Raw genomic sequence first — 25863 nt, forward strand, 5'->3', positions numbered from 1 at the left:
ATATAAATCATGAGAAAAAATATCCTGATAATCTACCCCACATGAAAGACAAGGTTTTATTCAATGTGTTCCTATAATGGCTTGTAATATCCCAAAAAGCAGCACTCGTTATATAGGGATAGTTTCCAATTTATTAAGAGTTACAGTAGCCATACTTAATAAAAGCACGCTTCCCACTTAATATTTAAGCTGTGCTTTATGTTATTTAAATATAAATAAGTTAATCCTTAACCAACATATTTCAAATTTATACCAAATAATTTTAAAACTATCTATCAGAAACAATTTGTAGGGGCATAGTTTGTTTTTTCAATCAATAATCCTCTCTGACATGTAAAATAGAAACATTTATTCATAATATGAATATTGTTGTGATAACAAATTCGCGTGAAAGTAAATCGACTGAAGGTGATGCCGATGAATATTCCTTCAGAAAGAACTCAACAGGGTAATCCAGAATCGGCAACGGATTACTGTCATCAGCTTAAAAACGGAAATCGCCCCGGCGATTAATGACTTTAACACTGATAGTGACTATCAGTGAAAGGCAACAACAAGGAATGAATTATGTCTACACCCGCGAATTTTAACGGTCAACGCCCTGCCATTGGTGCTAACGACGCAGTAATGCTGCTGATTGATCACCAAAGTGGCCTGTTTCAGACCGTCGGCGACATGCCGATGCCGGAATTACGCGCGCGCGCCGCGGCGCTGGCTAAGATCGCCACCTTATGCAATATGCCGGTCATTACTACCGCATCCGTACCACAGGGACCGAATGTTCCGCTGATTCCGGAAATCCATGCGAATGCGCCCCACGCGCAATATGTCGCGCGTAAAGGGGAAATTAATGCCTGGGATAATGCCGATTTTGTACAAGCGGTAAAAGCGACAGGCCGTAAAACGCTGATCATCGCTGGCACTATTACCAGTGTCTGTATGGCTTTTCCAGCCATCAGCGCCGTCGCGGAAGGGTACAAGGTATTTGCGGTAATTGATGCCTCCGGTACGTACAGTAAAATGGCACAGGAAATTACGATGGCCCGCGTGGTGCAGGCGGGCGTAGTACCAATGGATACCGCGGCGGTAGCCTCTGAGCTGCAACGTACCTGGAATCGGGAAGATGCCGCAGAATGGGCGGATGTATATACCAAAATATTCCCGGCTTATCAGCTACTGATTGAAAGTTATACCAAAGCGCAGGAAGTAGTAAAAAATAATGAACTGCTGGATTCTCAACGCGCATAAATAACGCCCTGAAGAGGCTAAATAGCCCCATTTAATGGGGCTATTTTACTTGCCATTTTGGACCTGGGCAGTGCTCGCCAAAACGCGTTAGCGTTTTGAACGCCGCTTGCGGCGGCCCGAAGGGCGAGCGTAGCGAGTCAAACCTCACGTACTACGTGTACGCTCCGGTTTTTGCGCGCTGTCCGTGTCCAAACTGGCTGCGCCAATAACGCCTGGTGGGATAGGCTCTTAATCAAATACGCCATTAATAATCGCCGTGACCACCGCGGTACTGAGCGCGATCAGCACCAGATTATCCCCAACGATTCTCCACTCATAGCCCGGATAATAAGGTAATTGTCCCAGCATAGACGCCGGCACCGTTTTTTTAGCGATTCCCGGCGGCAGCGGTTTTCCTCTCGCCAGATTTTTCGCAATCCCCGGAGGTAAAGACTGATAACCCGTCAGCCCTAAATTCACTGCCAGTTGCCTGGCGACAGCGTAGCTAATGTCCGACTCGACGTGATCCGGTTTACCGCCATTTTTACGGTGTTCCGTTTTTTGCCCGGCATTTCCTTTATGTCCGTTACCGTTATTACCCTGATTAGCCGCGTTATTACCATGTCCGCCGCCATTGCCATTTCCCGGATTCGCCAGCACAGGCGTAGCGCTCAGGGAAAACGTAATCAACGTCGCCAGGACGGCGGTTAAACCACGACGATTATTCATGATATTGCCCTTCTGATGTGGGATACCATGAAAATAGCGCCCCGCCATAAAAAGAACAACTACATCGATTCTTATTTTAAGCGGGGCTCGCCAACAGCAACTTATCGTATCCAGATAGTCAGTAAAATCAGGATGATTGCTATCAGGACAACCTGATAAAAAATTTTGTCCAACCCTCTTTTTTGCATGGCGTCACCTCGTTAGAAAACGATTTGCCAGAGGGCTAAACACAACACCAACAGGCTAATCAGTAAAAATATCAGCGCGATGATTTTATCGGGTGAGCGATTCATCTGGGCGATCCTCAAACATCATTAAAACCACTGGCCAAAGCGTTTGATATAAAAGCGCTTCATGCCTTGCGCCACCAGACAGTAGCTCAATAATGTCGCCACCAACCATGGGAAGTAGCTCAGTGGCAGCGGCTCCAGTCCAACCATCGCGCCCAGAGGTGAGAATGGAATATAAATGCCTATCGCCATAATCAAGCCGGTCGTCAATAATACCGGCAACGTCGCCCGACTTTGGATAAACGGTATTTTCTGCGTCCTTAGCATATGCACGACCAGTGTCTGCGAGAGCAGACCCTCAATAAACCAGCCGGACTGAAAGAGCGCCTGCGCCTCTACGTTATTAGCTGCAAAGACGTACCACATCAACGCAAAGGTTGTGATATCGAAAATAGAAGACGTTGGGCCAATCCATAGCATAAAACGGCCAATATTTTTCGCGTCCCATTTCCGCGGCTTACGCAGGAACTCTTTATCCATTTTGTCCCACGGCAACGACAACTGCGAAATATCGTACATCAAATTCTGGATCAACAGATGAATCGCCAGCATCGGCAGAAACGGAATAAACGCGCTGGCTACCAGTACCGAAAAAACATTGCCGAAATTAGAGCTGGCGGTCATATTCAGGTATTTAATGATATTGCCAAAGGTTTCCCGCCCTTTGATAACGCCTTCCTCAAGCACCATGAGATCTTTTTCCAGCAGAATAATATCTGATGACTCTTTAGCAATATCGGCGGCGCTATCGACGGAAATTCCCACATCCGCATCACGAAGCGCGGGCGCGTCGTTGATCCCATCTCCAAGAAAACCAACGGTATGACCATTTTTCTGTAGCGCTTGCAAAATACGCGTTTTTTGTAACGGCGTCAGCCGGGCGAATACTGCGCGTTTCTCCACCTCAGGCGCCAGTTCGGCATCTGACATCGCCTCAACCTGGGTTCCGGTCAGGATATCGTGCGTATCAATACCCACTTCCAGACAGATACGCGCCGTCACAACCGGATTATCGCCGGTGAGGACTTTGACCGCCACGCCGTTATCCCGCAACGCGGCAATAGCTTTTCCGGCGCTTTCTTTCGGCGGATCGAGAAAAGTGAGCATCCCTTCGATGGTAAGTTCGGTCTCATCCTCCACACTTAATGTCGGATTGTTCCCGGAACCATCCAGCTTACGTGTCGCTATCAGCAATACACGGAATCCCTGCGCATTGTAATCTTCGGTTTTCGCCAGCAGTAGCTCGCGGCGTGTTTCCGTCAGCGCCACCACACGATCGCCTTCGCGAAGATGGGTGGCTACCATCATCATCTCTTCAACGGCGCCTTTGCAGATCAGGCATCTGTCTCCATGCTGCGCATCCTCCACCAGGACCGATACCCGGCGACGTACAAAGTCGAATGGCAGTTCATCGCGTTTAATGAAGCGCGCTTTTGTCGATGGTGCGATTCGACCCTCGCCAAAACGCAGTATGGCGCGATCCATCACATTCCGGGCGCCGCTCTGGCTGCTACTATTCAGCCAGGCCAGCATCAATACCCGGCCGCTTTTTACACCGCTCACATCCAGATGATGCTCCAGAAAAATATTGTCCTGGGTTAAGGTACCGGTTTTATCTGTACACAGCACATCCATCGCGCCGAAGTTTTGAATAGCGTTCAGGCGTTTGACGATCACTTTGCGCCGCGACATCGCAATCGCGCCTTTTGCCAGGTTGGAACTGACAATCATGGGCAACATTTCCGGCGTCAACCCCACCGCAACTGCCAGCGCGAACAGCGAAGCCTCTACCCAGTCTCCCTTACTGAAACCATTGATCAGCAGGACAACCGGCACCATGATCAGCATAAAGCGTATCAACAGCCAGCTCACGCTGTTGACTCCGCGATCGAAAGCCGTCTGGGTACGCGTACCCACAATGGATTTCGCCAGCGAGCCGAACCAGGTACGGCTTCCCGTCGCGACCACGACCGCTTGCGCTCTGCCGCTGGTTACATTGGTTCCCATCAGACAGATATTGCCCAAATCTAGCAGGCTTTTATCTTTATCAGGCAATTGCTCGCTGTCTTTACCTGCCACATCAGCCATAACATCGTATTTTTCTACGGGTAATGATTCACCACTAAGAATTGACTGACTGATAAAGAGATCGCGTGACGCCAGCAGTCGAACGTCGGCGGGCACCAGATCGCCTGCGGCCAGAAAAACCACATCGCCCGGCACCAGTTCTTCAATGGGAATCTCTTCCTGCACCGCGCCTATATTGCCCGGCCCACGACGCAACACCGTGGCGGTGGTGCGAACCATCTTTTTCAGCGCCTGTGCTGCTCTGTTAGTGCGAAACTCCTGCCAGAAACGCAATAACCCGCTCAAACTGACCATCGTCAGAATAATCAGCACGCCAGTGAGATCGGTCTCTTCGCCACGGCGTAACGGGAGCCAGTAATCCGTGATGAAACTGACCCCTGCCAGTGCCATCAGAACGTAAATAAACGGGTTATTGAATGCCTGCAGAAGCTGAACCAGCGCCGGAGGAACTTGCTCATGCGCCACTTCATTGCGCCCATACACTTTCAACCGTTCGCTGGCCTCTTCTATCGTGAGGCCCTGACGATGGCTGTTCAGCCGCGCCAGTGTCTCCTCCGGGCTATGAAAAGCTTCCGCTTCGATCGGAAATACTTTTTTATGCTGCTTATCATTTTCTGACGCCGGGCGATTGAGTTTCCGGTTTTCAATGTTCATGTCAGTCATGATGAATCCCCAAAATTAAGGTGTAGTGTTTCCTGCATATCACGCCCGGGGAATAGCAAACTCACGATTTCAAGGTGAATGCCCCGGGAGAATTATCTATGCATAAAAAAGGTTATTGCTTACTCACTATTTTGAGTGGGTTTTATTTTATCGACTCGGGAATATCCATCATTCCCTCCTTATACGCCTGGCGTAATGTTGAAATTGAATAAAAACTATTATTGGCTATCAATGCTCCAGTGAATTGCGGTGATATTATCGTTATCACCTATTCTGGATATAATCAGCTCTCGCGTTTTACGATAATCAGCATGACCCACGAGCTCGGCACGAATTTCTTTATAGCCCTGTTCCTGAGCGGGGACCGAACCTAACCCTTGTAAACAGATCGCGGCCTCTTTTACGATATTCAGTAACCACTGACGAACCTCGCTCTCATCTTCTTTATTACAGGTTACTTTCAGGATATAACGTTTTTCTCCCTCGGCGGATACCGGGAGTTGATTTATACGCTGCGCCGCTTCACGCAGTAAAATATTGGCACAAAGAATAATGATCGTCGCCGCCAGCGCATTTTTGAACTGCCCTAAGCCGCATAACACGCCGATGCCCGCCGAACACCATAGCGTTGCCGCAGTGTTCAGCCCGCGCACATTCATCCCTTCGCGCATGATGACGCCCGCCCCCAGAAAGCCAATCCCAGAGACAATCTGCGCCGCAATTCGCCCGGGGCTGTCTGGCGATGTCGTCATGGAGCTCAGAATAAAAACGGCGGCGCCTGTCGCCACCAGCGCATTAGTGCGTAATCCCGCCATACGTTGACGCCATTGTCTTTCCGCGCCAATCAGCGCGCCCAACAGCATAGCGGCCAGTAAATTTAAAATATAAGGAAACATTAACATACGTTCCTCCATTTTTTCTGGAAGAATAAGTACGTGCTATATTTAGCACACGACAAATTTCTGCCCTGAGGCAATTAGCGTCGTGTTAACGGCGGAGGAAATAAAGCGTGTTTAAACATGAACATGACGATTACCTCGCGACAATGCGCGTGTTGTAACATTATTGGGATGACAATCGTCACAAGGGGAGATTGCTGCCCACCGGTTCGGCAAGCAGCGCAGGAATAGCGTGCGTTAACTTGCCAGATGATTTACGTAAAAGTGACTGTCCAACATATTACTCCTGCATGAATTTGCGCTTATTATAGTCAGTCAATATGTTCTGTAAAGTGCAAAGGCGGGGATAGTGACGATTTGTTTAAGTTTGTTTGATATTTTCTATGACAAAAAAATGACAATATTATGTCAATAACAGGCTCGTCTGAAATCATTAAACAATAAATTCCTGCTTAATGCCGGCGATAGCTCTGTTATGATGCCTGCACGTAAAAAAATAAAACAACATGACGAGGAAAAAATGGGTTCCACCAGAAAAGGGATGCTAAACGTCCTGATTGCCGCCGTATTGTGGGGGAGTTCAGGCGTTTGCGCGCAGTACATCATGGAGCAAAGCCGTATGTCGTCACAGTTCCTGACGATGATACGTTTGTTATTCGCCGGGCTGATACTGGTGACCTTCTCCTTTATGCACGGCGATAAGATATTTTCGATTATTAAAAACCGCAAAGATGCCCTGAGTCTGCTGATTTTCTCCGTGGTGGGCGCGCTCACCGTTCAGCTAACCTTCCTGCTCACGATTGAAAAATCCAATGCCGCCACCGCGACAGTGCTGCAATTTTTATCGCCGACCATTATTGTAGCGTGGTTTGCATTAGCGCGAAGAACACGACCAGGCATTCTGGTCTTAACCGCCATTCTTACATCGCTTATCGGCACCTTTTTACTGGTGACTCACGGCAATCCAACATCGCTGTCGATCTCTTCAGGCGCGCTGTTCTGGGGTATCGCCTCCGCATTTGCCGCCGCCTTTTATACGACCTGGCCTTCCAGGCTAATCGCCCAATACGGCACACTGCCAGTGGTCGGCTGGAGTATGTCCTTTGGCGGCCTTATTCTGCTGCCCTTCTACGCTAAAGAAGGAACGCACTTTGCGGTGAGCGGCAGCCTGATTCTGGCCTTTTTCTACCTGGTGGTGATCGGTACGTCGCTGACGTTCAGCCTGTATTTGAAAGGCGCGCAACTGATTGGTGGCCCCAAAGCCAGCATTTTAAGCTGCGCGGAACCGTTAAGCAGCGCCCTGCTGTCGCTACTGCTGTTGGGGATTAGTTTTACCTTGCCGGACTGGCTGGGCACGCTGCTCATTCTCTCGTCAGTGATTCTGATCTCCCTCGATTCCCGTCGACGCGCGCGGGCCGCTTAACGCCGTTGATAATCACGATGACCGGGCGGAAAAGGGAAAAGTTTAATGGCGCTTTGCCTTAATCTCTTCGTCAGAAAGCCCGGTAATCATCAGCACCATCTCTCGCTCGATCCCCTGTTCCAGCATCGTATGCGCAATACGCAAGGCTTCCTTACCTTGATGTATACCTTGCTGTATGCCTTGTTGCACGCCTTCACGCTTACCTTTTCTGCGCCCCGATTCACGTATTCTGTCTACGATCGTCATTAATCTCTCCTTGTGTTGGGGAACACGACGCGCCACCTCGCGGATAAACTTGCCAAAACGAGGCGTGCTGCCATGCTGTATTAGCAAATAATTAAACAGCGCTTTTAGCTGACTGTCATTAGCGTTTCCCGTAATCAGAAGTACCGCTAAGCGCTCGACCAATCCCATCAGGTCGCGTTGACGTATATGCTTTTGTACCAGCTCCAGCATCGCGATACGTCGATGCTGCATAATCTCGTTATCCGGCACCACCGTAATGTCTACCAGTGGAAATGCCGTCGCATAAAGCTGACGCGCCAGTGCAGGATCGTCAAACTCATCCAGCCAGCACAGCGAAAAGGGATACGGGCTTTTCGCGCCATGGTAAAACAGCATGGGAATCACCAGCGGTAACGTTTTATGGCCAGCATCCAGATGGCGCTGCATCGCGGCAGTCGCGTAACGCATTAACCGGAACGCCATATGCGCGTCCGGCGTACTCTGATGCTCTATAACGACATAGATATAACCGTCGCCTTCACACGTTTTTAGTGACCAAAGGACATCGGAATAAAACGCGCGTAAATTTTTCTCGATAAAACTGTCCGGCGCCAGTTTCAACGTCGTCAGATCGCAACGTATTCTTAGCGAATGGGGAAGATGAATATTGAGAAAATCCCGCGCGGTATCCGGATGGCGTAAAAACGTTTTGAATACCGCATCATGAGGCGTGGACGTGGGGCTTTTTTTCATGGCGATCCGTCACCTGAGGAATAAGATGACGCCACTGTACTCGCCAAAAATACAGACAGCATTCAGGAAAATTTACCCCTGCGAGGAGGCTCGAAAGGGAATCACTGACGGCTGCAATACGTACATTTTTGCCCAGCCTGCTACGCATTATCGCCCAATAGCGTAACGCTAACCGGGCCTACAAATACACGTCATCTGTAGGCCAGGTAAACGTAGCGCTCTTCGGCGATAAATCTCACACCAGCGCTTTGACTATCTCCATCAACCGAATGACGTCTTCGGGGCGCGTATTGCCGGTTTGCGGATCGATAATCGAGCTGTAAACATGCGGCATGACGCGCGGCACGCCTGCTTCCAGGCAGGTTTGCAGGATAATACCGAAATTATCCAGTGAGATACCGCCGGTCGGCTCGATGAGCGTCATGCCGTGGCGGGCGGCGGTTGTCGCCAGCGCATAGAGTTCCGGTAACGACTTTTCGCCGCCCATCGGGAAAAACTTCGCCGCATGTGCGCCCATATCCTGCATCATGCGTACCGCCGCTTCACAGGAAACGCGGGCTGGCGTTCCCTGGCTGCTGCTGACGCCGGTAGAAATCAACACCTCGCCAGGCGTTCCCGTCGGGCTGACCAGGGCGTTAATATGTGTTTGCTCGCCGCCTGTCGCCGCCAGTGCGCCCGCTGCGAAGCCGCTGCCGGTAAAGGTCTGGTTGACATGGGCCGGGTGAGTATGGGCGGCAATCATCGCCGCTTTGTAGTACTGCGCCGGGTCGCCTGCGCCCAGTCCCACCGAGATAGACGGCACCTCCGCCATCCAGCGTTTCACCTCCGGCACGCCCTCTTCTACCGTAGCGAACTGCGCGGAAAGTACGCCGATGACCGCATGGCCTTCGGCGGCTTCATAGATAGCCTTCGCGTTGGCGATATCCTTTGCCAGCACGTTAATCGCTACCCGCTGACGATAAAAATTAATCTGCTGCATGTTCTGCAATCTCCCTGAGTCGCGCCACAATCAATGCCATTTCCCCTTCGGCGACCGTTCGCGGGTCGAGGCTAAAAACCCCCTGATGAAGCTGGTATTTACGGGCGTAAATCGCTATCTCGCCGCCGCGCAACTGCGCTTCGACGTCATGCGCGTTCAGCCCCAATTCAGATGCGTTCACCCGCACACGAATACGCCAGATTGCACGCCCGGCCTCATCCTGTTCGATATCGGCATAAAGTCCATGGATAGCGGAAATCGCTTCTGCGACCGGCTGTAACTGTGCTGCGGTCACGGTCGTCTGGCCCTGGTGGTAATTCTCCAGCGCATACACCAGCCCAACCATGTTTTCCTTGCCGATTTTCATTGCTCTGGCAATCCCCTGGTGCTGCGCTTTGCAGGCGGCAATCCACGTTTTCTTACCAGTGATAAAGCCGGAGGTTGGCGCATTAAAGGCTTTCGCGCCGCTATAGATAACCATATCCGCGCCGCTCGCCACCCAGCCGCGCAAATCCTCTTCCGCCGCGGCATCGACAATCAACGGCAGGTGGTTGGCCTGCGCCACCTGTACAAAATCGTCAATGCTCAACATGCCTTTCTGTACGCAATGGTGTGATTTCACGTACAACAAGGCGGCAGTGTTCCCGGTAATCGCACTCTCCAGTTGCCAGCGGGCGGAGAGGTTACTTGACCCGACTTCCACCACACGCCCGCCCCCCAGGCGAATCGCGCTGGTGACTGGCGCGCCGTAGTCCACATTATGCCCGCGCAGCATCACTACCTCATTGGCCATACCGGTACTGTCCGGCATCAGGGCGACGCGCGCCCGATCGCCGTGGGTGATAGCGGCAGCGACGGCAATGGCAATACCCGCCGAGGCGCACGAGGTGATATAGCTATCTTCAGCACCCGTATAGCGCGATACCAGTTCGCCGGTTTTTTCCACCAGCGCATCAATCTCGACGAAAGCGGAAGCCGCGCGCGCGGTGGCCTGCATGACCTCCGGCGCGACGCTTGAGACGCCCAGAATGGTCATTTTGCCGCAGGCGTTAATGACCTTTTTCAACCCCAGTTGTTGATAGATATTCGGCGTCATGATTTACAGCACTCCCAACAACGAACAGACTATGCTCAGTGCGACAATCGACAGCAAAATGGTGGTGTAGCGCGGCCCTTTTTTTACCAGATAGAAGTAGATGGCGAATACCGCCGCCAGTGGCAGTAAGCCCGGCGCGATAGAGTCGAGGATCTGCTGAACCACCACTTCAGATCCTTTCAAGGCGCTAATTTTTAACGGCGTGGTGATTTTGACGTAGCTGGCGGAAAGCGCGCCCATCATGATCAAACCCAGCACGTTGGCCCCGTAGATCAGTTCTTTGATTCGCCCCCCTTGCAGCAGGCCGATAATCGAATCACGCCCCAGCGTATATCCCTTGTGGACCATACCGTAGCTGATCGCCAGGGTGATCGCCGGGTAGAGAATCAGCGGGATAATACCGCCCATCGCGCTGCCATTTGCCGCGAACGGAATAAAGATCGCTATCAACAGCGGCATCACCGCCGCCCAGATAATCGAGTCGCCCATCCCGGCAAGCGGCCCCATCAGGCCAGTTTTAATGCCGGTGATAGACGAGTCGTTAATCGGCTCGCCGCGCGTTTTTTGTTCTTCCATGGCAATAGAGATGCCCTGAATCACTGCGCCGAAGGTCTGCTCGGAGTTAAAGAAGTTAAGGTGACGTTTTAGCGCTTCTACCTGCTCCTCTTTTTGCGGGTAGAGTTTTTTGATGATCGGCGTCATCGAGGCGCAGAAAATCAGGCTTTGTAAGCGCTCATAGGAGCTGGAAACCTCGGCGCCCAGCCAGTAGATAAACCAGGCTTTGGTGATATCTGCTTTGGTCAGCGCCCCGCTTTCCCGCGCACGCTCAACCAGTTCATGTTGCATTACGTCACTGCTCATCATGCTGCTCCTTCATTTTTCGCCAGGCCTTTAATCAGGAAGGCGACACAGGTGCCGAAGATGGCCATCGCCATGATGTCGACCTTGAGGTACAACACCGCGAAGAACCCGCCGATAAACCACGGCAACAGGCTCTTTTTACCGATCACCATAATGGTGATGGCAAAGCCCAGCGCCGGCAGAATGCCGCCCATGATTTCAAAGGAGTGGGTTAACCAGTGCGGCATCAGTTTAAGGAAACTTTCCACCACATCCTGGCCAAAGTAGTTAGCGGCAAAAACCACCGGGAAGCGCAGCACCAGCCCCAGCAATGCCGGGTAAAGAAAGGCGCAACGCATGATGCCCGCCATGTTTGCCGTTTCCGCGTGTTTATCCGCCATATGCACCCAGGCGGCGTTCAGCGTGCGCCTAAGCTGATCGAGAAACACGCCAATCACGCCAAACGGGATTGCCAGCGCGATCGCCAGGTTTGGGTCCATACCGGCCTTCACCGCGATAGGAATGGAGATACAGGCCGCCAGCGCCGGGTCCGACGGCACGTTGCCGCCCGGCGTTGAGGTCACGCCCAAATAAACGAGCTGCATCCCTGCGCCGATGATCATCGCGGTCTGCATATTGCCAAGCAAAAGCCCGACAAATACCGCGATCACCACCGGTTGTAACAGCATCGCGGAGAAGGTGTAGCCGAGGCGTAAACGGGCAAACCAGTAATACAACCCCATCAGGCTTGCAAAGAGTAAGGTATCCATAGTGTTATCCTATACACTTCATCCTTCAGGCTGCCTCTTTGTTGGCTGCCTTCGCTCACCCCAGTCACTTACTTTAGTAAGCTCCAGGGGATTCACTCAGTTGCCGCCTCGATGCATCCAGAATGATTTTGTGTCTATTAAAGGGTTAGAATTTTTTCAGGATATCGTCGAGCGGCTGCGGCTTATCTTCCGGAATGGTCTGGAAAAATACCTGAACGCCACGGTTTTTCAGGTCGTTAAGAATGCCGACGTCTTTTTCATCCAGCGTAATATTCTGAAAAACCGCTTTGCGGTTTGGCCCGCCGCCGAGACCGCCAACCTGAATGCGGGTGACGTCAAAGCCCAGTTGTATGGCGTCCTGCACCGCCGCCAGTGAGGGAAAAAGCACCAGCACGTTACCGTCGCCAAGCTGATTTTCTTTCCATGCGGCGGCAAAACTCTGGTTGCCGAAGCAATCCACTTTGATATTTGGCGGCGCGGCCATCAGGTAGATATTTTTCATAAACGGATCGGCATCCAGTTCATCACTCACAACGGCTATCCGGTTCGCCTGAGATTGTCCGACCCACTTCGTGACAACCTGCCCATGAATGAGACGGCTGTCGATGCGGCATAAAACGATATTGGCCATGATGTTTTCCTTAGAGTGATTGTTGTAGCTGACGTACATGGGCGACCACATCCAGGCAGCTACTGCGCCCGGCCTCAACTAACTCATCCACGCAGGCGGTTAGCATCCCTTGTTCGCGCCTGTCCAGCGCCTCCAGCAGTAGCGACGCATTCAATCCGGCAATCACCGCCACCGGATAATCGGCGCTTAGCCGCGCCGCGACGTTGGACGTCGTGCCGCCGACAAAATCCGTCAGGATCAGCGAGCCTTCCGGCAGCGTTTTCACCACGGCCTCGACGCGTTGATAAAACTCGCCCAGCGTATCGACAGGCATTAGCGCGATTTCCGTCACGCCTTTAATTTCGCCCGTGACCATACGCAGGCTGTTGCAAAGCGGTTGTCCCCAGCCGCCATGCGTCAGCAGCAGGATGTGGGGCAACGGTTGTGTGGTAGTCAAAATGGCCTCCTGGCGCAATTACATGAGAACACCGGCATATATTGCCCGGTGGCACTGCGCTTACCGGACCTACAGGACACTCCCGGTAGGCCGGATAAGGCGTTTACGCCGCTATCTGGCATAACGCATCATCAGAAAAGCAAAGGTTGTGCCAGAATTTGTGTCACGCGAGGAAGAAGAAAGGTCTGGCGAGGCGCGAAGCCCCGCCAGTAAAAGGATTAGCTATAGAGCAGTTCGTAGATATAAAAATATTCCGCATCCGATAAACGGATGGCGTAGGCGTCTTCGATCGGCAGAAAAGCGGATTTGATGACACTAAACGCGCGCGCGTCCAGATTCGGCTGACTTTCCAGCGCCATCTGTAACGGTTTACGGTTAATCACAATACGCTCTACCATACAGCAGCAGTGGATCAGGAAGCGCAGTGTCACCTGGCGGCTTGGTTTCAGGGAAAGCGAAGACGTCAGATGGTTAAAAACGCCCTCCATCTCTTTCAAAATACGCTGCGGGTTAAGCACGGAAATATGGTTGATGATACTCTCCATCGTTAGCGCGCTGATAAAGCGCATGGCGCTGCGCTCCATCTCCAGACGGCGTTCAGCGTTGGACAGATCGGGCGTTAACAGGCTCAACACCAGTTCCGGCCCTTGTTCGGAGAAAAGCTCTTCCAGCGAAATAAACGGAATATCCGGCAGCCCCGGCTGGAAAGTGCCGACAATCCCCGCCAGCCGCTCGCTGGCATTCAATGCCTGCTGAACGCGCTCCAGACTACGTACCTCGTTATAATCAAGGATCACCATCCTGGTGTCCTGCGACATCAGTTCGCCAAAGCTCTCCTCCAGCACCTTTTTGATTTTTTCCGCCGTTCCCATGCCGGTAATACAGGAGATGACCAGCACTTTGCCGCCGTTCTCCTGCTGCGGCGTACAAAGCTGGCAGGGGATATTTTTACTCTGCAGGAGCGCCGTCAACTGTGGTAAGTCGCTGGTTTCATAGCTTAAATCCAGCCCGACTTCCAGCAGACTGGTCAGCGTGATGTTCGGCATGAGCAAAACATCTATCTGGAATAACTTACTGATCGTACTGCCGAAATGGATCAATGAGCCGATGTCCACCAACAGGATAAGCCGCCGATATTGGCGGGTTTGAATCATTTGGGTCAGCGTTTCCAGCGTGTCATGCACCGACTGTTCAAACGGCATGTCGATGGCGCTGAACAGCTCGCGCTCCAGCACGCGGTTGACATATTGCGCCTGACTGGTGGCGGTGGTCGCGCCGTGAGCGATCAAAATGACCCCGCAGTCGGGGCTGGCATCGATGCGCTGACGATAATGGCGGCACTCTTTCAGGAACAGGCATAGCCAGACCACTTCCGTCGCCGGACACTGAATATGCAACAGTTCGTTGATTTTTCGACACAGCAGCGTGGCGTTGTCATATTCGTCTTTGCAGCGATCCAGGATCAAACTGGAAGAGTAAAGCTGCGGGATCAGGCCGCGCTGCACGTAGCCTATCAGCGCCAGGAAGTGTTTACGCAGTGGGTTAACCAGATTTTCCGGCAGCGAAAATCCCAACACCTGCTCTACGCAGCCTATCAGCAGCGTCACGCGCTCTTCAATCTGGTCGCCATAGCGCGGCGGATGCGCCACGCTGTCGCGGCTGTAGAGACCGTATTCAAAAATCGAGCTGAGTTTATTTTTCAGGATCGCCAGCGTCTCCGCCGGGGGGACGTTACTGTTGCGCAAATTAACATACTCGCGCGTCAGGAAGCTGTAAAAGAGGTCGCTCTCTTCAATTTCCGCCCCGGTCGCCAGCGACGTCTTCAATGCGGGCAGCGTGCGCGCGTCTATGTTTAGCCGCGCTTTACCCTCAAACAGAGTATCCACCAATAGACGCTGTTCCGGCGTCGGGTTAATCGACATCTCCGCCAGCCGCTTATCCAGCTGTAGCGTGTCGTTATGCTCGGTCATTCCCGATGCCCACGCCTGAGCGCAGAGAAACTGAATATCGCTTTTTAGCTGACCGATATTGCCTTCAAGGGGTTTATTCAGCAACCAGAGCAACAACGGTTTATCAATGCTGACCGTGCGTTCTATTTTGCGGCTTTCCCGTTGTAAGAACCCCACGATCAGTTCGATCTGTTCTTCAACGGAGCGCTGGCGAATACCCGGCAAATCAATGCATACCTGAATACGCCGCTGGAAAGTACGTAACAGCGCCGACCCGACCGGCTCGGTAGTGGCGCAAATCAGGCGTACCGAAATTGATCGTGGCTGGCTGCTCACGCCAAGCGGACGGTACTCGCCTTTATCCAGAATAGAGAACAGCTTTTCCTGCCCTTCATAAGACAGACGGTGCACCTCGTCCAGCAGCAGATAACCACCGTCCGCCTGCTCCACGAGGCCTGTTTTATGTTCATTCGCGCCGGTAAACGCCCCCTGCCGATGACCAAACAGATGCGAGGAGAGCAGTTCCGGGTTATGGGCGTATTCCGCGCAGTTAAAGTAGACCAGCGGCGGGATAGCGCCGCACGGCCTTTTTCTACCGCATCGCGCAGGCTGCGATCGTAACCAATCAGGCTGGTAAACGGATCGTCGGGCGCGTAATGCTCTTCATGCGGTAGCACATCCGCCACCGACCGCACTTCGCGTTCAGACTCTTCCAGCTGTCGTCCCAGCAACGTTTCCAGCGCCTGGCGATGCAGAAAATAGACCGGGCGGCCACGGCTTTTGATTGCCAGGCCGTCATTCCATAACTGATTGAGATCTTTGCTGACGGAGTTACGCGCCAGCCCAAGATTGAAACCTATCGCCTCCGCCGTAAACGCCGTCTCCTGCGCCAAATCGGCAAGACATAGCCCGCGCGTCAGCCGTTCCAGCTCTCCCAGTACGATCTCAATACGTCTCATTACACTACCGCTTACGAAATAAAAGAGTAGTCAGAACATACACTATTCTGCCACGCAAGAAAGTGAAGGCGCAGCGAGAAACCGCCTTCCCACTTTTGCCTGACTTCAACGCCAACGGATAGCACGCCCCGATGAGTGAACGTCGCACGGTCTACACTTACTCTTGAAAAAGTGCAAACCGATAAGGATACCGTTTATGAAACGAAAAACGCTTCTGCTTATTGCCACACTTGTCGCGCTACCGGGCGTCACGTATGCCGACTCTCCGTTTAGCTCACTCCAGTCGGCGCATGAAAAAAATACGATTTTAAAGGATTTGCGCAAAATGTGTACGCCCAAAGGCGCGCTAACCGATGAAGCCTGGGAGAAAAAAATCATGGCGAGCGAGGGGAACCAGCAGCATATTCGGGAGGCGATGATCGCGATAGAGCGCAACAATCAGCATAACTACTGGCAGGCTCTCGGTAAGGTGGAATGCCCCGAGATGTAGCACACCTTTTCCGTTTTTTGGTCGCGAAAATGCGGACTGTAACCGGTTTCTGTTCGCCAAAACCGCGTATTCTGGAGCGAATTTACGCGATCAAGGAGTACGACAATGCGATACCGTTTTCCCGATAACTTCTGGTGGGGCAGCGCCTGCTCAGCGTTGCAAACCGAAGGGGATAGTCTGAATGGCGGTAAAAGCCAGACCACGTGGGATGTGTGGTTCGAGCGCCAGCCGGGTCGTTTTCATCAGGGCATCGGTCCAGCAGAAACCTCAACGTTCTATCGCCACTGGAAGCAAGATATCGCGCTACTGAAACAGTTAAAACATAACAGTTTTCGCACCTCGCTAAGCTGGGCGCGGCTCATTCCAGACGGTGTAGGCGAGGTGAATCCACAAGCGGTGAGCTTCTACAATCACGTCATCGACGAGCTACTGGCGCAGGGCATCACGCCGTTTATTACGCTGTTCCATTTTGATATGCCGATGGTCATGCAGGAGAAAGGCGGCTGGGAAAATCGCGACGTCGTAGAGGCGTTTGGTCGGTACGCGCAAACGTGTTTTACCTTGTTTGGCGACCGCGTGAAGCACTGGTTTACCTTTAACGAGCCGATTGTGCCGGTGGAGGGCGGCTATTTGTACGACTTCCACTATCCCAATGTGGTGGATTTTAAACGTGCGGCCACCGTGGCGTACCATACCGTGCTGGCGCACTCGACCGCCGTGCGCGCCTGGCGCGCCGGGCGCTACGACGGTGAAATCGGCGTAGTGCTGAATCTGACGCCGTCCTACCCACGCTCGCAGCATCCCGCCGATGTGCAAGCCGCGCATCATGCGGATCTGTTATTCAACCGCAGTTTTCTTGACCCGGTATTAAAGGGAGAATACCCGGCGGACTTGGTGGCGCTGCTGAAAACCTATGACCAGCTGCCTGCCTGTCAGCCAGGCGACCGTCAGCTTATTGCCGACGGCAAAATCGATTTACTGGGGATTAACTATTATCAGCCGCGCCGCGTGAAATGCCGTGATACGGCGGTGAATCCGCAAGCGCCGTTTATGCCGGAATGGTTATTTGACTATTACGACATGCCGGGGCGCAAGATGAACCCTTACCGTGGCTGGGAAATTTACGCGCCAGGAATTTACGACATCATCACCAACCTGCGGGATAATTACGGCAATCCGCGCTGTTTTATCTCCGAAAACGGGATGGGCGTTGAGAACGAGCAGCGTTTTGTGCAAGCGGGACAGATTCACGATGATTACCGGATTGACTTTATCTCTGAGCATCTTAAATGGCTGCATAAAGGCATTAGCGAGGGCTGTCACTGTCTTGGCTACCACATGTGGACCTTTATCGATAACTGGTCATGGCTGAACGGCTATAAAAATCGCTATGGTTTTGTACAACTGGATTTAACCACCCAAACGCGCACGGTGAAAAAAAGCGGAGAATGGTTTGCCGCCACCGCAGAGCATAACGGTTTTGATTAAGCATTTATTATTGCCGGATGACGACTAACGTCGTATCCGGCCTACAAATGGCAGCAATATCAACTCATTGGCGTAATACGGACTTTCGCCGCCACGACTAACGCCGTCAACAGCATCAGGCCGCCGGAAAGCGCCAGCGGTGAAAGCAGCCCGAAATTGTCGAGCGCATAACCGCCCACCGCCGCGCCACAGGTATTTGCCAGTTGAATCACCGCGACCTGGATGGAACCGGCTTTTTCCGCCTGATCGGCAAGAGAACGAGTGATCCACGTTGACCATCCCACCGGCACCAGCGCAAACGCCAGCCCCCAGATAATCGCTATTGCCGCCGCCACGGTTTTGTCGCTTCCCCACACAATGAGCGTCAGCGCGCTCAGCGCCAGTAGCAGCGGCGCACCGGCCAGCGCCAGTTTTACCGAACGTTTCAGTACGTAGGAGGAGAAAGAAGTGCCAACGAAGCTGGCAATACCAAAACTTAGCAACACCAGCGTCAGACCATCAACGTCAAAGCCCGCCAGATTCATATAGACCGGGCGAATATAGGTAAAGAAAGCGAACTGCCCGGCAAAAGACATAAAGATGGCGATCATCCCGGCCATCACGCCAGGGCGTTGCAACAGGCTAAACATATTCTGTTTTTGGTGAGAAGGTTCGCCCGGCAGCGACGGCAGTGATTTCACCACCCAGATGACGCACAGTACGCCCATCACCGCAGCGGCGTTAAAGACATTACGCCAGCCAATAATACCGCCCAAAAAACTGCCCAGCGGCGCGGCGATCACTAACGCGATGGAAACCGCGCCAAAAATCACCGACAGCGCTTTCGGCACGGTACGCGCGGGAACCAGTCGCATGGTCAGCGACGCCGACATCGCCCAGAATCCGCCCAGCGCCAACCCAAGACAGGCGCGGCCCAGCAACAGCAGCGTAAAGCTGTTGGCAAAGGAGACCATCAGACAAGAAGCCGTCAGCAAAACGGCGAACAGAATAACGATATAACGCCTGTCGGTCGCCTGAATAATCTGGGTAATGAACAGGCTGGAAAACATCGCGACAAACGCCGTAACGGTGACCGACTGACCGGCGACGCCCTCGGAGATCCCCAGATCCTGCGCCATCGGCGTCAACAGACTAACGGGCAAAAACTCAACGGTAATCAGGCAGGCGACACAAAACGCCACGGCAAAAACGGCTGACCAGTTAGGCCTGGCAACCCCATCAGCGCGGAATTTTTCTGCGATATTTTCATTCATTGTGGTTACCTGCGTCGTTTTAGTGCGGAAAATCCACGCAGTGTAACATTACAAAATGTGATCTGATTAACGTTTTAGCAACTGACATTGTTGCGCTGCATTTTGCGAGGCTGGTCGAGAGTTGAGAATTATCTTCTCTCGCTGCGTGTAAAACCAAAAGGTAAGACATAGTGTGTCACCTGGTGCTATACTTTAGATTACAGGATGTCAACCTGATGCGAACCTTCAAAACCAGGTGGTTTAACAGAGAAGCGAAGCCCCACACGATAAAAGATGACGAGTTAAGCGAGGCCATCAACGCCGTACTGCAAGGAAAAGCAGATAATCTTGGCGGCGGGGTTTATAAAAAACGTCTCAATCAAAATCGCGATCGCGCAATCGTGTTGGCAAAGGGAGGCGAACATTGGTTTTACACCTTCCTGTATGCCAAACAGGATATGGCCAACATTAGCTATCGCGAACTTGCGGGTTTCCGTGAGTTAGCAAAACACTATGCTTGCCTGACCGAAGATCAGATAACGGCACTCATTAATAACAAAGAACTGGTAGAGGTGCGCCATGTCAGCAAAAACTAAATTCAAAAGCCCTGCCTTTGAAGCGATTCATAGCGCGGCATCTGGATTATTTAGCGTGGATGCCATTCCCCAGGAGACAATGCGCAGTTTTGACACGGCCTGCTTAAGCAGCATCAAAGACCTGCAGCCACTTGAAATAAAAGCGTTACGAGAAGAACTCAACGTTAGCCAGCCGGTTTTCGCTCGGTACCTGAATACCAGCGTATCAACGGTTCAAAAGTGGGAAAGCGGCGCCAAGCGTCCCAGCGGGATGTCACTGAAACTACTTAATGTTGTCCAAAAACACGGGCTAAAGGTGCTGGTATGAGGGTTTTACCGATGGTCTGTTAAGGCTATTCATACGATAATGAGTGCAGGAAGCCTCTACAACTTCCTGCGCCGTTTGACGGGAATTGCACTATACTGACTCACCAAAGCCATCAGCAAATGCAGATTTTAATTCATCCATAAAAGCCAGTTCATCCTGTCCATCACAAATTAAATCAATCATTGTGTTTCCCTTTACGCCAGCCCCCAAAATACTCATCATTCCTTTAATGGGAATTTCTTTGTCATTATTAACTAGCGTTAATGAAGACTGGTATTTTTTGACAATTTTCGCAAGTGTAGCGGCTGGCCGCGCATGAAGCCCCGTACTGTTCATAACGCGTACTTTTTGTCTAATCATATATTTTCCTTAAGAGACTTTGCGGAATGCTGAGTGATTTTTATTCATCATCTTAATTTTAGAATAAACATCATCCTCAACTGCCTGTTTTGCGTTCGCCATGACACGCGCCAGATTAGCCTCGTTGTTATTATTTACCCAAGCCTTACCAACAGTAGTAATAAAGGCTTTGCGCAAATCACTCGCAATATTCACTTTGGCTACTTTGTAATTAACAAAGCTACGAAGAATATCCGCGTCAATACCAGAACCTCCATGAATAACCAAAGGTACCGGACTGACAGACGCGATGCGTTGTAATAGCGGGATATCAATGCGTGGGATATCTTCAAGACCATGTACATTACCAATTGACACTGCCAGCATGTCGCACCCTGTCTCCTCAACAAAGCGCTGAACCTTCTCAGGTTCAGTTTTGCAGTCAGCCTCGCTGACATGATCATCTTCCTTACCCAGAATAGCGCCTAATTCCGCTTCGACGGGAACACCAAATGATTTACAGAAATCGACAGCTTCTCGGGTAAATGCAATATTTTCTTCGAACGGTAGCGCCGCGCCATCAATCATTACTGAGGTAAATCCGGCCCGGACAGCCTGCTTAACATCTTCCAGAGTTTTCCCATGATCCAGATGCAGGCTGACAGGAATATCCATTTTGTCGGCATGTCGCTTAACTATTTCATAAATGTAATCGTAACCTGAAAGCTGTGCATTAGTAGGAGCAATTTGAATAAAATTGGGCAATCCGGAACGTTCTATTGCATTAAGAATGGAAATTGTTGTCTCCAGGTTCGTTGTATTAAATGCCCCCGCAAGGACATGTTTTTCCTGAATACAATTGAGCAGGATCCTACCATTGACTAAAGGCATATTAACTCCAGATATTTATGTGAGCAGTGTAAGTAAATTATCGAACTATTGAGTTATCACAGTTATTCACCAATAAGCGCCCCTTCTTGCCGCAGTTTAAATTGGTAAAATGACAGCCATTGCTGCTGATATATTTTCAACTTTGCAGAACGAACCGCGTCAGGAAAATATCGCTCAGCCACAGGAACAGTCGGGGGGACAACATTCGGGCAGGCTATCAACAATGCTCCAAGGGAGACGGTTTCATCAAAAGCAATGGCCTCAATTGGACACTGGAGGATGTCAGCCTTCAACTGGAGCCAGTATGGGTTTTTCACCGCAGGGCCAATAACTTTTACTGTCCTGCCCGCCGGGATATTAAAGCACCCGTGACAGTGTGCAAACTCCATCGCCAGGCCAATAAAGACACTCTCAAGCAGAGACTCCGGAGGAAGTGAATCCGTCAGACCAAAAAGCAGGCCACGAGTGTGCCGATTTTTATTTGGCGAACCCGAGCCCCGCAAATGAGGAATAAATACCGACACATGCTCGACAGACCAGGAAGGTTTGAGGTATTGCTCCATGGCTTTTTCCAGGCCTGTGCTTATTTCCTTATCAGTTAAACGAAAGGTTTTTTTCACCCATTCAAGCGCATAACCGCCGACAGGCAGAGAAGCGAAAAGCGTGAAAAATTCACCATCGGAGTAACAACCATTTGCCAGCTTATCCCTGCGAGCCTGCACATCAAGCGTTGGTTGTGTATTCAGCAGTAAAATACCCTCTGTCGTGCCGGTAGAATTCAGCACATCGCCCGGTTGCAGCTGTAATGCGCGGGCACCGACCATATGATCGTGCCCGGCCAGGGTAACTTTTACCTCATGAGAGAAGCCCAATTCCTCTCTAAGCGTTGCCGTCACCCATCCGGCCACTTCACCTGGCTTTATCAACGGAGCCAGTACACCGAACGGTATGCCGAGAATCCCGGCAGCATTGCGAGACCAGGTACGGCGAGCAATGTCCAGACACAACGTTCTACTGGCCAGGGATATTTCCGTCTTTTTCGCACCTGTCATTCGCCACAACAACACTTCTGGTGCATGTAACCAGCAGATATCTTTTCTTTCATGCAAGGAGTAGTTATCAAGCAACCATCTCATTTTAAATGCTGAGTAATTACTGTGAGGTGGCAATCCCGTTATAGAATACAGTTCTTCAGCCTCTGCCTTGCTTAATGACGAGAGATAAGATTCACCACGTCGATCATACCAGGCCAGCATCGGGGTAAGAATGACGCCCTCCTTATCCACAAAGACACCAGACTCACCGAAACTCGCAATACTGATATTTTTTACCGGAAACGGTACTGAAGCCACCAGTTCAGCCATTACCAGTCGCAGTGCCTGCCACAGCGCTTCGATATCGAAATCTACCTCGCCTTTGTCCGACGATATTATTGGCGTCGGAAACTTGCGGACTTCCAGAACTGACACGTCATGACAGGAATAACAGCTGACTTTGCAGTTAGTTGTGCCAATGTCAATGACAAGCGCTGCGTGGTAATCAGGCATAGACCGTTCCTTTTGTCAGGCGAAAAACACCATAAATAATCAGCGCAAGCACAGGAATCAGCCCGATAGCAATAATATTTCCGTTGAATATTTCAAGCAGCCAGAAACGGAAGGGGTTACCGCCATCAAGGAAGCTTGATACCTGACCACTTGACCCCTCAGCCATTTTGAAATTGACATCCTTAGCCATACTGGTAATAAATGGCGCAATTTTGGTCGCAATCCACAAGTCGGCGACAATAACAGGAATTGCGGTTATCACAGCCCGGAAAATATTGCCACGACATGCCAGTACAATCATGGAAGCCATGACTGCCAGGTTCGCAAGGTCTCCGAGTGGCAGGACTTTATTGCCAGGAAGAAGGAATGCAATAAAGACAGAGATGGGTGTCAGAATCAGTGCTGTAGATATAATGGCTGGGTTACCTACTGCTACCGCGATATCCAGTCCGATAAAGAGATCATCACGGCCAGGATATTTGGCATTCAAATATTTCTTAATGGCTTCAGACAGAGGTAATAAACCTTCCATCAAAATTCGTACCATACGCGGAAGAATGAACATGACACCGCCAATGCTGATCCCCAGCAATAGGATATGTTTAAAGTCATACCCGGCAATGATGCCCAACAAGACCCCCAGAATAGTACCCACCATCATAGGCTCACCGAAGATTCCCATTTTTTTCTGAACGTTTTCCGGATCAATATGAATACGGTTAACGCCAGGGATTTTGTCGATAATTTTGTCGAACAGCAATCCAATCGGAAAGAAGACGACAGATGACAGGGTCGGAAGTGAAATACCTTCCAGACCGAAGTACTTTGCCACTAATGGCGCAGACCAGTCCGCCAGTTTGAGAACCACGATCGCGGCAATAGCGGCTGCGGACAGACCCAAAACAAAACTCCCTGTGCTGTAGTAAACCAGCGTTCCAGCCAGGGCAAAGTGCCAGTAGTTCCACATGTCGACATCAACAGTACGTGTCTTATTCAGGGCCAGCATGGCGACATTAATCAGCATCGTCAGCGGAATGACAAAGGGTGCGATTGGTGAGCCCCAGGTAATTGCGGCCAATGGTGGCCAGCCTAAATCGACAACAGGAAGACTAATACCAGTTCGCTCAACCATTGCCTGTGCAGCCGGGCCTACGTTGCTGGTAAGTATGTCAAAGATGGCATAAATTCCGACAAACCCTATTCCGACAATTAACGATGAGCGAAGTGCTTTAGCGGGTTTTACTTTGAAGAACAATGCCAGGAAAAAAAGGACCAGCGGCAATAAAACCGTTGGGCCAAATCCCAGGACATATTGCACAACGGTATAGAGAGTATGTGCTATATCATTCATATCCGACCTCTTATTCAGATGTGACCAGACCTCGCGTTAGCGCCTGGGTAATTTATCTGTTTTTTATTTATGAAATCAGGCTTGGCCTTTAAGGATTGAAACTATTTTTTCAAGAACTTTATCTTCACCTACTCCGGTAATGATTGGCAGGCCACTAACAACCGGAATATCCAGTTCATAAGGAACTTTCGTTGTTGATACAACCAAAGCTGCACCATCGGTATTGTTTGGCAATGAGGCTACATTAGTTTGGGAATAATTAACATCAAGCCCATTGTCTTTACAATATTCCATTACTTTTTCTGCCACAGCCGTGGAAGTAGCAACACCCGTTGCGCAAACAAATAGTATCATTTTACTCATACTTCACCTCTTTCAGATATGCGTGTGTAAATTGACTGATAAATTTCATCATCATTCATGACCAGTAACTGCTGCATAAAATCCTCATCCTGGATCACATCCATAATCCAACCCAGTACGTTGAGCTGCTTATTGCTTTCACCTAAAGCAAGCATAAACACCACCCTGACAGGTACGGGATCTGGTTCCCCGCCCATATCTTCGAAATTGACGGGTTCTGCCAGTATTCCAACGCTAATGGCGTTTTGGCGAACATACCTGTGATCAGTATGTGGAATAGCGACACCTACAGGCTCAACCGGTAGACCCGTTGGAAAATTCTGTTCTCGCGTAATGACGTGATCGGCAAAATCAGATACAACCATACCATCGTTAATTAACGGACTGGCAAGAGCCTTGATTATGTCATTCTGACTCACCTCTTTAGGGAGGTGTCGAACATAATGACGGCGAAAATGAATATCCTGCATAGATTCCTCTTTGCTAGTCAGGCATCCAGGCGCTGTAAAATAGTGCCAAGATAATATTTATTACCTTTTAACCAGACGTTACCAAAATCAATGGCCAATCCTCTAGAGAAAAATACCAACTGTTCCAAATGCAAAACAGGTGCGTCTTCACCAATATCAAGATAATGGCCTCGCTCATTACCAATTAATTTGGCTGCGTAACGGCTTTCAGAAAAACTTATTTTCTTATCAGATAATCTTTCTATTGCTGAAAATAAATTCTCCCTGGTAAAATCTACATCAATAATACCGGGGCAGAGATCAATGTTGATACGATTTTCAATCAACATGACTTTTTCATCGCCAATACAACGAAGGCGTTTAAGAAATAAAACATCTTGTCCCGGTTTGATACTCAGTTTCTCTGCTACAAAGCGGTTAGCGGGTTCCAGTCGGGAGGTTATGACACTGGTTGTGAAGTTTATCTTCTGGCTGGCTAAGGCTTCAGCAAAGGAGAGCAAACCTTCACCCAGTGGGTAAGCAACATTTTCCTTCTTTACGAAAGTTCCTTTACCCTGCACTTGCACAAGAACACCTTCCCGGACAAGTTGGTCAACCGCTTTTTTAACGGTACCGCGACTCACCTCCAGCATATCCATGATTTGAAACTCTGAAGGTATCCGGTCATCCTCAACTAATTCTCCGCTATAAATACTTTCCCTTATCCACTCCACAACTTGTTGATACAGTGGGATGTGTGAACTTTTACTCAATGTTTTCATGGTGCGCGCCTAAACATTTAGAGTTGTCTATAGACAATCATGTACAACTTCGAGTTTATGATAAGAAATTT

At 50.6% G+C, this 25863-nt stretch carries 26 protein-coding genes and 1 pseudogene; 6 read left to right on the plus strand and 21 right to left on the minus strand.

Features of this window, described 5'->3' with window-relative positions; genetic code table 11:
- Positions 1-567: 567 nt before the first annotated feature.
- Complete coding sequence (locus J4728_RS16635) at positions 568-1248, plus strand: isochorismatase family protein (RefSeq protein ID WP_208212098.1); 681 nt, start codon at positions 568-570, stop codon at positions 1246-1248.
- Between the two features lie 228 nt (positions 1249-1476).
- Here J4728_RS16635 and cigR read toward each other — a convergent pair whose 3' ends face one another.
- The 5 genes from cigR to J4728_RS16655 all read right to left on the minus strand — a co-directional run bounded on the left by cigR (position 1477) and on the right by J4728_RS16655 (position 5911).
- Positions 1477-1956: an anti-virulence regulatory inner membrane protein CigR gene (cigR, locus tag J4728_RS16640; protein WP_061383411.1), complete on the minus strand. Its 480-nt coding sequence runs from the start codon at positions 1954-1956 to the stop codon at positions 1477-1479.
- Between the two features lie 101 nt (positions 1957-2057).
- Entirely contained in the window at positions 2058-2144 is an 87-nt protein-coding gene (mgtU, locus tag J4728_RS24110; protein WP_252515021.1) for a magnesium transporter protection protein MgtU, read from the minus strand.
- Positions 2145-2156: 12 nt separating this feature from the next.
- Positions 2157-2249: a protein MgtR gene (gene mgtR, locus J4728_RS16645; RefSeq protein ID WP_001082117.1), complete on the minus strand. Its 93-nt coding sequence runs from the start codon at positions 2247-2249 to the stop codon at positions 2157-2159.
- Between the two features lie 21 nt (positions 2250-2270).
- Entirely contained in the window at positions 2271-4997 is a 2727-nt protein-coding gene (mgtA, locus tag J4728_RS16650) for a magnesium-translocating P-type ATPase (protein WP_208212100.1), read from the minus strand.
- Between the two features lie 218 nt (positions 4998-5215).
- On the minus strand, positions 5216-5911 hold the full coding sequence (locus J4728_RS16655) for an MgtC family protein (protein WP_000392700.1): 696 nt from the start codon (positions 5909-5911) through the stop codon (positions 5216-5218).
- A gap of 505 nt (positions 5912-6416) precedes the next feature.
- On the opposite strand from J4728_RS16655, the gene J4728_RS16660 reads away from it, so the two are divergent.
- Complete coding sequence (locus tag J4728_RS16660) at positions 6417-7319, plus strand: EamA family transporter (protein WP_208212102.1); 903 nt, start codon at positions 6417-6419, stop codon at positions 7317-7319.
- A gap of 42 nt (positions 7320-7361) precedes the next feature.
- On the opposite strand, the gene J4728_RS16665 is transcribed toward J4728_RS16660, so the two are convergent.
- From J4728_RS16665 to J4728_RS16700, 8 genes and pseudogenes are all read right to left on the minus strand, one after another.
- Complete coding sequence (locus tag J4728_RS16665) at positions 7362-8297, minus strand: Rpn family recombination-promoting nuclease/putative transposase (protein ID WP_208212104.1); 936 nt, start codon at positions 8295-8297, stop codon at positions 7362-7364.
- A 235-nt stretch (positions 8298-8532) separates the two neighbouring features.
- Positions 8533-9276, minus strand: a complete 744-nt coding sequence (gene dagF / locus J4728_RS16670; RefSeq protein WP_001186140.1) for a 2-dehydro-3-deoxy-phosphogluconate aldolase — start codon at positions 9274-9276, stop codon at positions 8533-8535.
- Positions 9263-10372, minus strand: coding sequence for a D-glucosaminate-6-phosphate ammonia lyase (gene dgaE, locus J4728_RS16675; protein ID WP_208212106.1), 1110 nt, complete (start codon positions 10370-10372; stop codon positions 9263-9265). The genes dagF and dgaE overlap by 14 nt, the downstream gene beginning before the upstream one ends.
- 3 nt (positions 10373-10375) lie before the next feature.
- Positions 10376-11236 (minus strand): PTS system mannose/fructose/sorbose family transporter subunit IID, encoded by an 861-nt coding sequence (locus J4728_RS16680; protein ID WP_001526325.1) that lies wholly within the window; start codon positions 11234-11236, stop codon positions 10376-10378.
- Positions 11233-11982 carry a PTS mannose/fructose/sorbose/N-acetylgalactosamine transporter subunit IIC gene (locus J4728_RS16685; RefSeq protein ID WP_000380259.1) on the minus strand — a complete coding sequence of 250 codons (750 nt, stop codon included), beginning with the start codon at positions 11980-11982 and terminating at the stop codon, positions 11233-11235. Before J4728_RS16685 ends, J4728_RS16680 begins: the two co-directional genes overlap by 4 nt.
- A 145-nt stretch (positions 11983-12127) precedes the next feature.
- Complete coding sequence (locus tag J4728_RS16690; protein ID WP_001284295.1) at positions 12128-12613, minus strand: PTS system mannose/fructose/N-acetylgalactosamine-transporter subunit IIB; 486 nt, start codon at positions 12611-12613, stop codon at positions 12128-12130.
- Between the two features lie 10 nt (positions 12614-12623).
- Positions 12624-13049 carry a PTS sugar transporter subunit IIA gene (locus J4728_RS16695; protein WP_000214106.1) on the minus strand — a complete coding sequence of 142 codons (426 nt, stop codon included), beginning with the start codon at positions 13047-13049 and terminating at the stop codon, positions 12624-12626.
- A 218-nt stretch (positions 13050-13267) separates the two neighbouring features.
- Positions 13268-15957: pseudogene (locus tag J4728_RS16700) on the minus strand (sigma 54-interacting transcriptional regulator).
- Between the two features lie 196 nt (positions 15958-16153).
- On the opposite strand from J4728_RS16700, the gene J4728_RS16705 reads away from it, so the two are divergent.
- Positions 16154-16447: a YicS family protein gene (locus J4728_RS16705; protein ID WP_000824217.1), complete on the plus strand. Its 294-nt coding sequence runs from the start codon at positions 16154-16156 to the stop codon at positions 16445-16447.
- A 105-nt stretch (positions 16448-16552) separates the two neighbouring features.
- On the plus strand, positions 16553-17935 hold the full coding sequence (locus J4728_RS16710) for a glycoside hydrolase family 1 protein (protein ID WP_079798537.1): 1383 nt from the start codon (positions 16553-16555) through the stop codon (positions 17933-17935).
- Between the two features lie 59 nt (positions 17936-17994).
- Here the strand turns inward: J4728_RS16710 and nepI are convergent, their stop codons facing one another.
- On the minus strand, positions 17995-19188 hold the full coding sequence (nepI, locus tag J4728_RS16715) for a purine ribonucleoside efflux pump NepI (RefSeq protein ID WP_001004798.1): 1194 nt from the start codon (positions 19186-19188) through the stop codon (positions 17995-17997).
- 215 nt (positions 19189-19403) lie between these two features.
- Here nepI and J4728_RS16720 point away from each other — a divergent pair, with 215 nt between their 5' ends.
- Both J4728_RS16720 and J4728_RS16725 read left to right on the plus strand, forming a co-directional pair.
- Entirely contained in the window at positions 19404-19763 is a 360-nt protein-coding gene (locus tag J4728_RS16720; protein ID WP_001258724.1) for a type II toxin-antitoxin system RelE/ParE family toxin, read from the plus strand.
- A complete protein-coding gene (locus J4728_RS16725; protein WP_001274841.1) occupies positions 19747-20070 on the plus strand; it encodes a helix-turn-helix domain-containing protein in 324 nt (107 codons plus the stop codon). The genes J4728_RS16720 and J4728_RS16725 overlap by 17 nt, the downstream gene beginning before the upstream one ends.
- Positions 20071-20160: 90 nt before the next feature.
- On the opposite strand, the gene J4728_RS16730 is transcribed toward J4728_RS16725, so the two are convergent.
- The 7 genes from J4728_RS16730 to J4728_RS16760 form a co-directional block, all read right to left on the minus strand.
- Positions 20161-20430 carry an HPr family phosphocarrier protein gene (locus J4728_RS16730; protein ID WP_000621026.1) on the minus strand — a complete coding sequence of 90 codons (270 nt, stop codon included), beginning with the start codon at positions 20428-20430 and terminating at the stop codon, positions 20161-20163.
- Between the two features lie 9 nt (positions 20431-20439).
- On the minus strand, positions 20440-21300 hold the full coding sequence (locus J4728_RS16735; protein WP_001131798.1) for a class II aldolase: 861 nt from the start codon (positions 21298-21300) through the stop codon (positions 20440-20442).
- A gap of 62 nt (positions 21301-21362) precedes the next feature.
- Positions 21363-22847 carry an FGGY-family carbohydrate kinase gene (locus J4728_RS16740; protein WP_208212108.1) on the minus strand — a complete coding sequence of 495 codons (1485 nt, stop codon included), beginning with the start codon at positions 22845-22847 and terminating at the stop codon, positions 21363-21365.
- On the minus strand, positions 22840-24198 hold the full coding sequence (locus J4728_RS16745; protein ID WP_000997827.1) for a PTS galactitol transporter subunit IIC: 1359 nt from the start codon (positions 24196-24198) through the stop codon (positions 22840-22842). Before J4728_RS16745 ends, J4728_RS16740 begins: the two co-directional genes overlap by 8 nt.
- Positions 24199-24273: 75 nt before the next feature.
- Entirely contained in the window at positions 24274-24561 is a 288-nt protein-coding gene (locus tag J4728_RS16750) for a PTS sugar transporter subunit IIB (RefSeq protein ID WP_000041396.1), read from the minus strand.
- A complete protein-coding gene (locus J4728_RS16755) occupies positions 24558-25031 on the minus strand; it encodes a PTS sugar transporter subunit IIA (protein WP_001152237.1) in 474 nt (157 codons plus the stop codon). The genes J4728_RS16750 and J4728_RS16755 overlap by 4 nt, the downstream gene beginning before the upstream one ends.
- Positions 25032-25048: 17 nt before the next feature.
- A complete protein-coding gene (locus tag J4728_RS16760; protein WP_000854956.1) occupies positions 25049-25792 on the minus strand; it encodes a GntR family transcriptional regulator in 744 nt (247 codons plus the stop codon).
- Between the last annotated feature and the right edge of the window lie 71 nt (positions 25793-25863).

The sequence above is a fragment of the Salmonella sp. 32070601201500089SM genome (genome assembly GCF_017573605.1).
Taxonomy (GTDB): Bacteria; Pseudomonadota; Gammaproteobacteria; order Enterobacterales; family Enterobacteriaceae; genus Salmonella; species Salmonella enterica.

Excerpts from the sequence above, each read along its gene's own strand:
- J4728_RS16635 (WP_208212098.1), top strand. The coding sequence starts at position 568 with ATGTCTACACCCGCGAATTTTAACGGTCAACGCCCTGCCATTGGTGCT.
- cigR (WP_061383411.1), bottom strand. The coding sequence starts at position 1,956 with ATGAATAATCGTCGTGGTTTAACCGCCGTCCTGGCGACGTTGATTACG.
- mgtU (WP_252515021.1), bottom strand. The coding sequence starts at position 2,144 with ATGCAAAAAAGAGGGTTGGACAAAATTTTTTATCAGGTTGTCCTGATA.
- mgtR (WP_001082117.1), bottom strand. The coding sequence starts at position 2,249 with ATGAATCGCTCACCCGATAAAATCATCGCGCTGATATTTTTACTGATT.
- mgtA (WP_208212100.1), bottom strand. The coding sequence starts at position 4,997 with ATGACTGACATGAACATTGAAAACCGGAAACTCAATCGCCCGGCGTCA.
- J4728_RS16655 (WP_000392700.1), bottom strand. The coding sequence starts at position 5,911 with ATGGAGGAACGTATGTTAATGTTTCCTTATATTTTAAATTTACTGGCC.
- J4728_RS16660 (WP_208212102.1), top strand. The coding sequence starts at position 6,417 with ATGGGTTCCACCAGAAAAGGGATGCTAAACGTCCTGATTGCCGCCGTA.
- J4728_RS16665 (WP_208212104.1), bottom strand. The coding sequence starts at position 8,297 with ATGAAAAAAAGCCCCACGTCCACGCCTCATGATGCGGTATTCAAAACG.
- dagF (WP_001186140.1), bottom strand. The coding sequence starts at position 9,276 with ATGCAGCAGATTAATTTTTATCGTCAGCGGGTAGCGATTAACGTGCTG.
- dgaE (WP_208212106.1), bottom strand. The coding sequence starts at position 10,372 with ATGACGCCGAATATCTATCAACAACTGGGGTTGAAAAAGGTCATTAAC.
- J4728_RS16680 (WP_001526325.1), bottom strand. The coding sequence starts at position 11,236 with ATGATGAGCAGTGACGTAATGCAACATGAACTGGTTGAGCGTGCGCGG.
- J4728_RS16685 (WP_000380259.1), bottom strand. The coding sequence starts at position 11,982 with ATGGATACCTTACTCTTTGCAAGCCTGATGGGGTTGTATTACTGGTTT.
- J4728_RS16690 (WP_001284295.1), bottom strand. The coding sequence starts at position 12,613 with ATGGCCAATATCGTTTTATGCCGCATCGACAGCCGTCTCATTCATGGG.
- J4728_RS16705 (WP_000824217.1), top strand. The coding sequence starts at position 16,154 with ATGAAACGAAAAACGCTTCTGCTTATTGCCACACTTGTCGCGCTACCG.
- J4728_RS16710 (WP_079798537.1), top strand. The coding sequence starts at position 16,553 with ATGCGATACCGTTTTCCCGATAACTTCTGGTGGGGCAGCGCCTGCTCA.
- nepI (WP_001004798.1), bottom strand. The coding sequence starts at position 19,188 with ATGAATGAAAATATCGCAGAAAAATTCCGCGCTGATGGGGTTGCCAGG.
- J4728_RS16720 (WP_001258724.1), top strand. The coding sequence starts at position 19,404 with ATGCGAACCTTCAAAACCAGGTGGTTTAACAGAGAAGCGAAGCCCCAC.
- J4728_RS16725 (WP_001274841.1), top strand. The coding sequence starts at position 19,747 with ATGTCAGCAAAAACTAAATTCAAAAGCCCTGCCTTTGAAGCGATTCAT.
- J4728_RS16730 (WP_000621026.1), bottom strand. The coding sequence starts at position 20,430 with ATGATTAGACAAAAAGTACGCGTTATGAACAGTACGGGGCTTCATGCG.
- J4728_RS16735 (WP_001131798.1), bottom strand. The coding sequence starts at position 21,300 with ATGCCTTTAGTCAATGGTAGGATCCTGCTCAATTGTATTCAGGAAAAA.
- J4728_RS16740 (WP_208212108.1), bottom strand. The coding sequence starts at position 22,847 with ATGCCTGATTACCACGCAGCGCTTGTCATTGACATTGGCACAACTAAC.
- J4728_RS16745 (WP_000997827.1), bottom strand. The coding sequence starts at position 24,198 with ATGAATGATATAGCACATACTCTCTATACCGTTGTGCAATATGTCCTG.
- J4728_RS16750 (WP_000041396.1), bottom strand. The coding sequence starts at position 24,561 with ATGAGTAAAATGATACTATTTGTTTGCGCAACGGGTGTTGCTACTTCC.
- J4728_RS16755 (WP_001152237.1), bottom strand. The coding sequence starts at position 25,031 with ATGCAGGATATTCATTTTCGCCGTCATTATGTTCGACACCTCCCTAAA.
- J4728_RS16760 (WP_000854956.1), bottom strand. The coding sequence starts at position 25,792 with ATGAAAACATTGAGTAAAAGTTCACACATCCCACTGTATCAACAAGTT.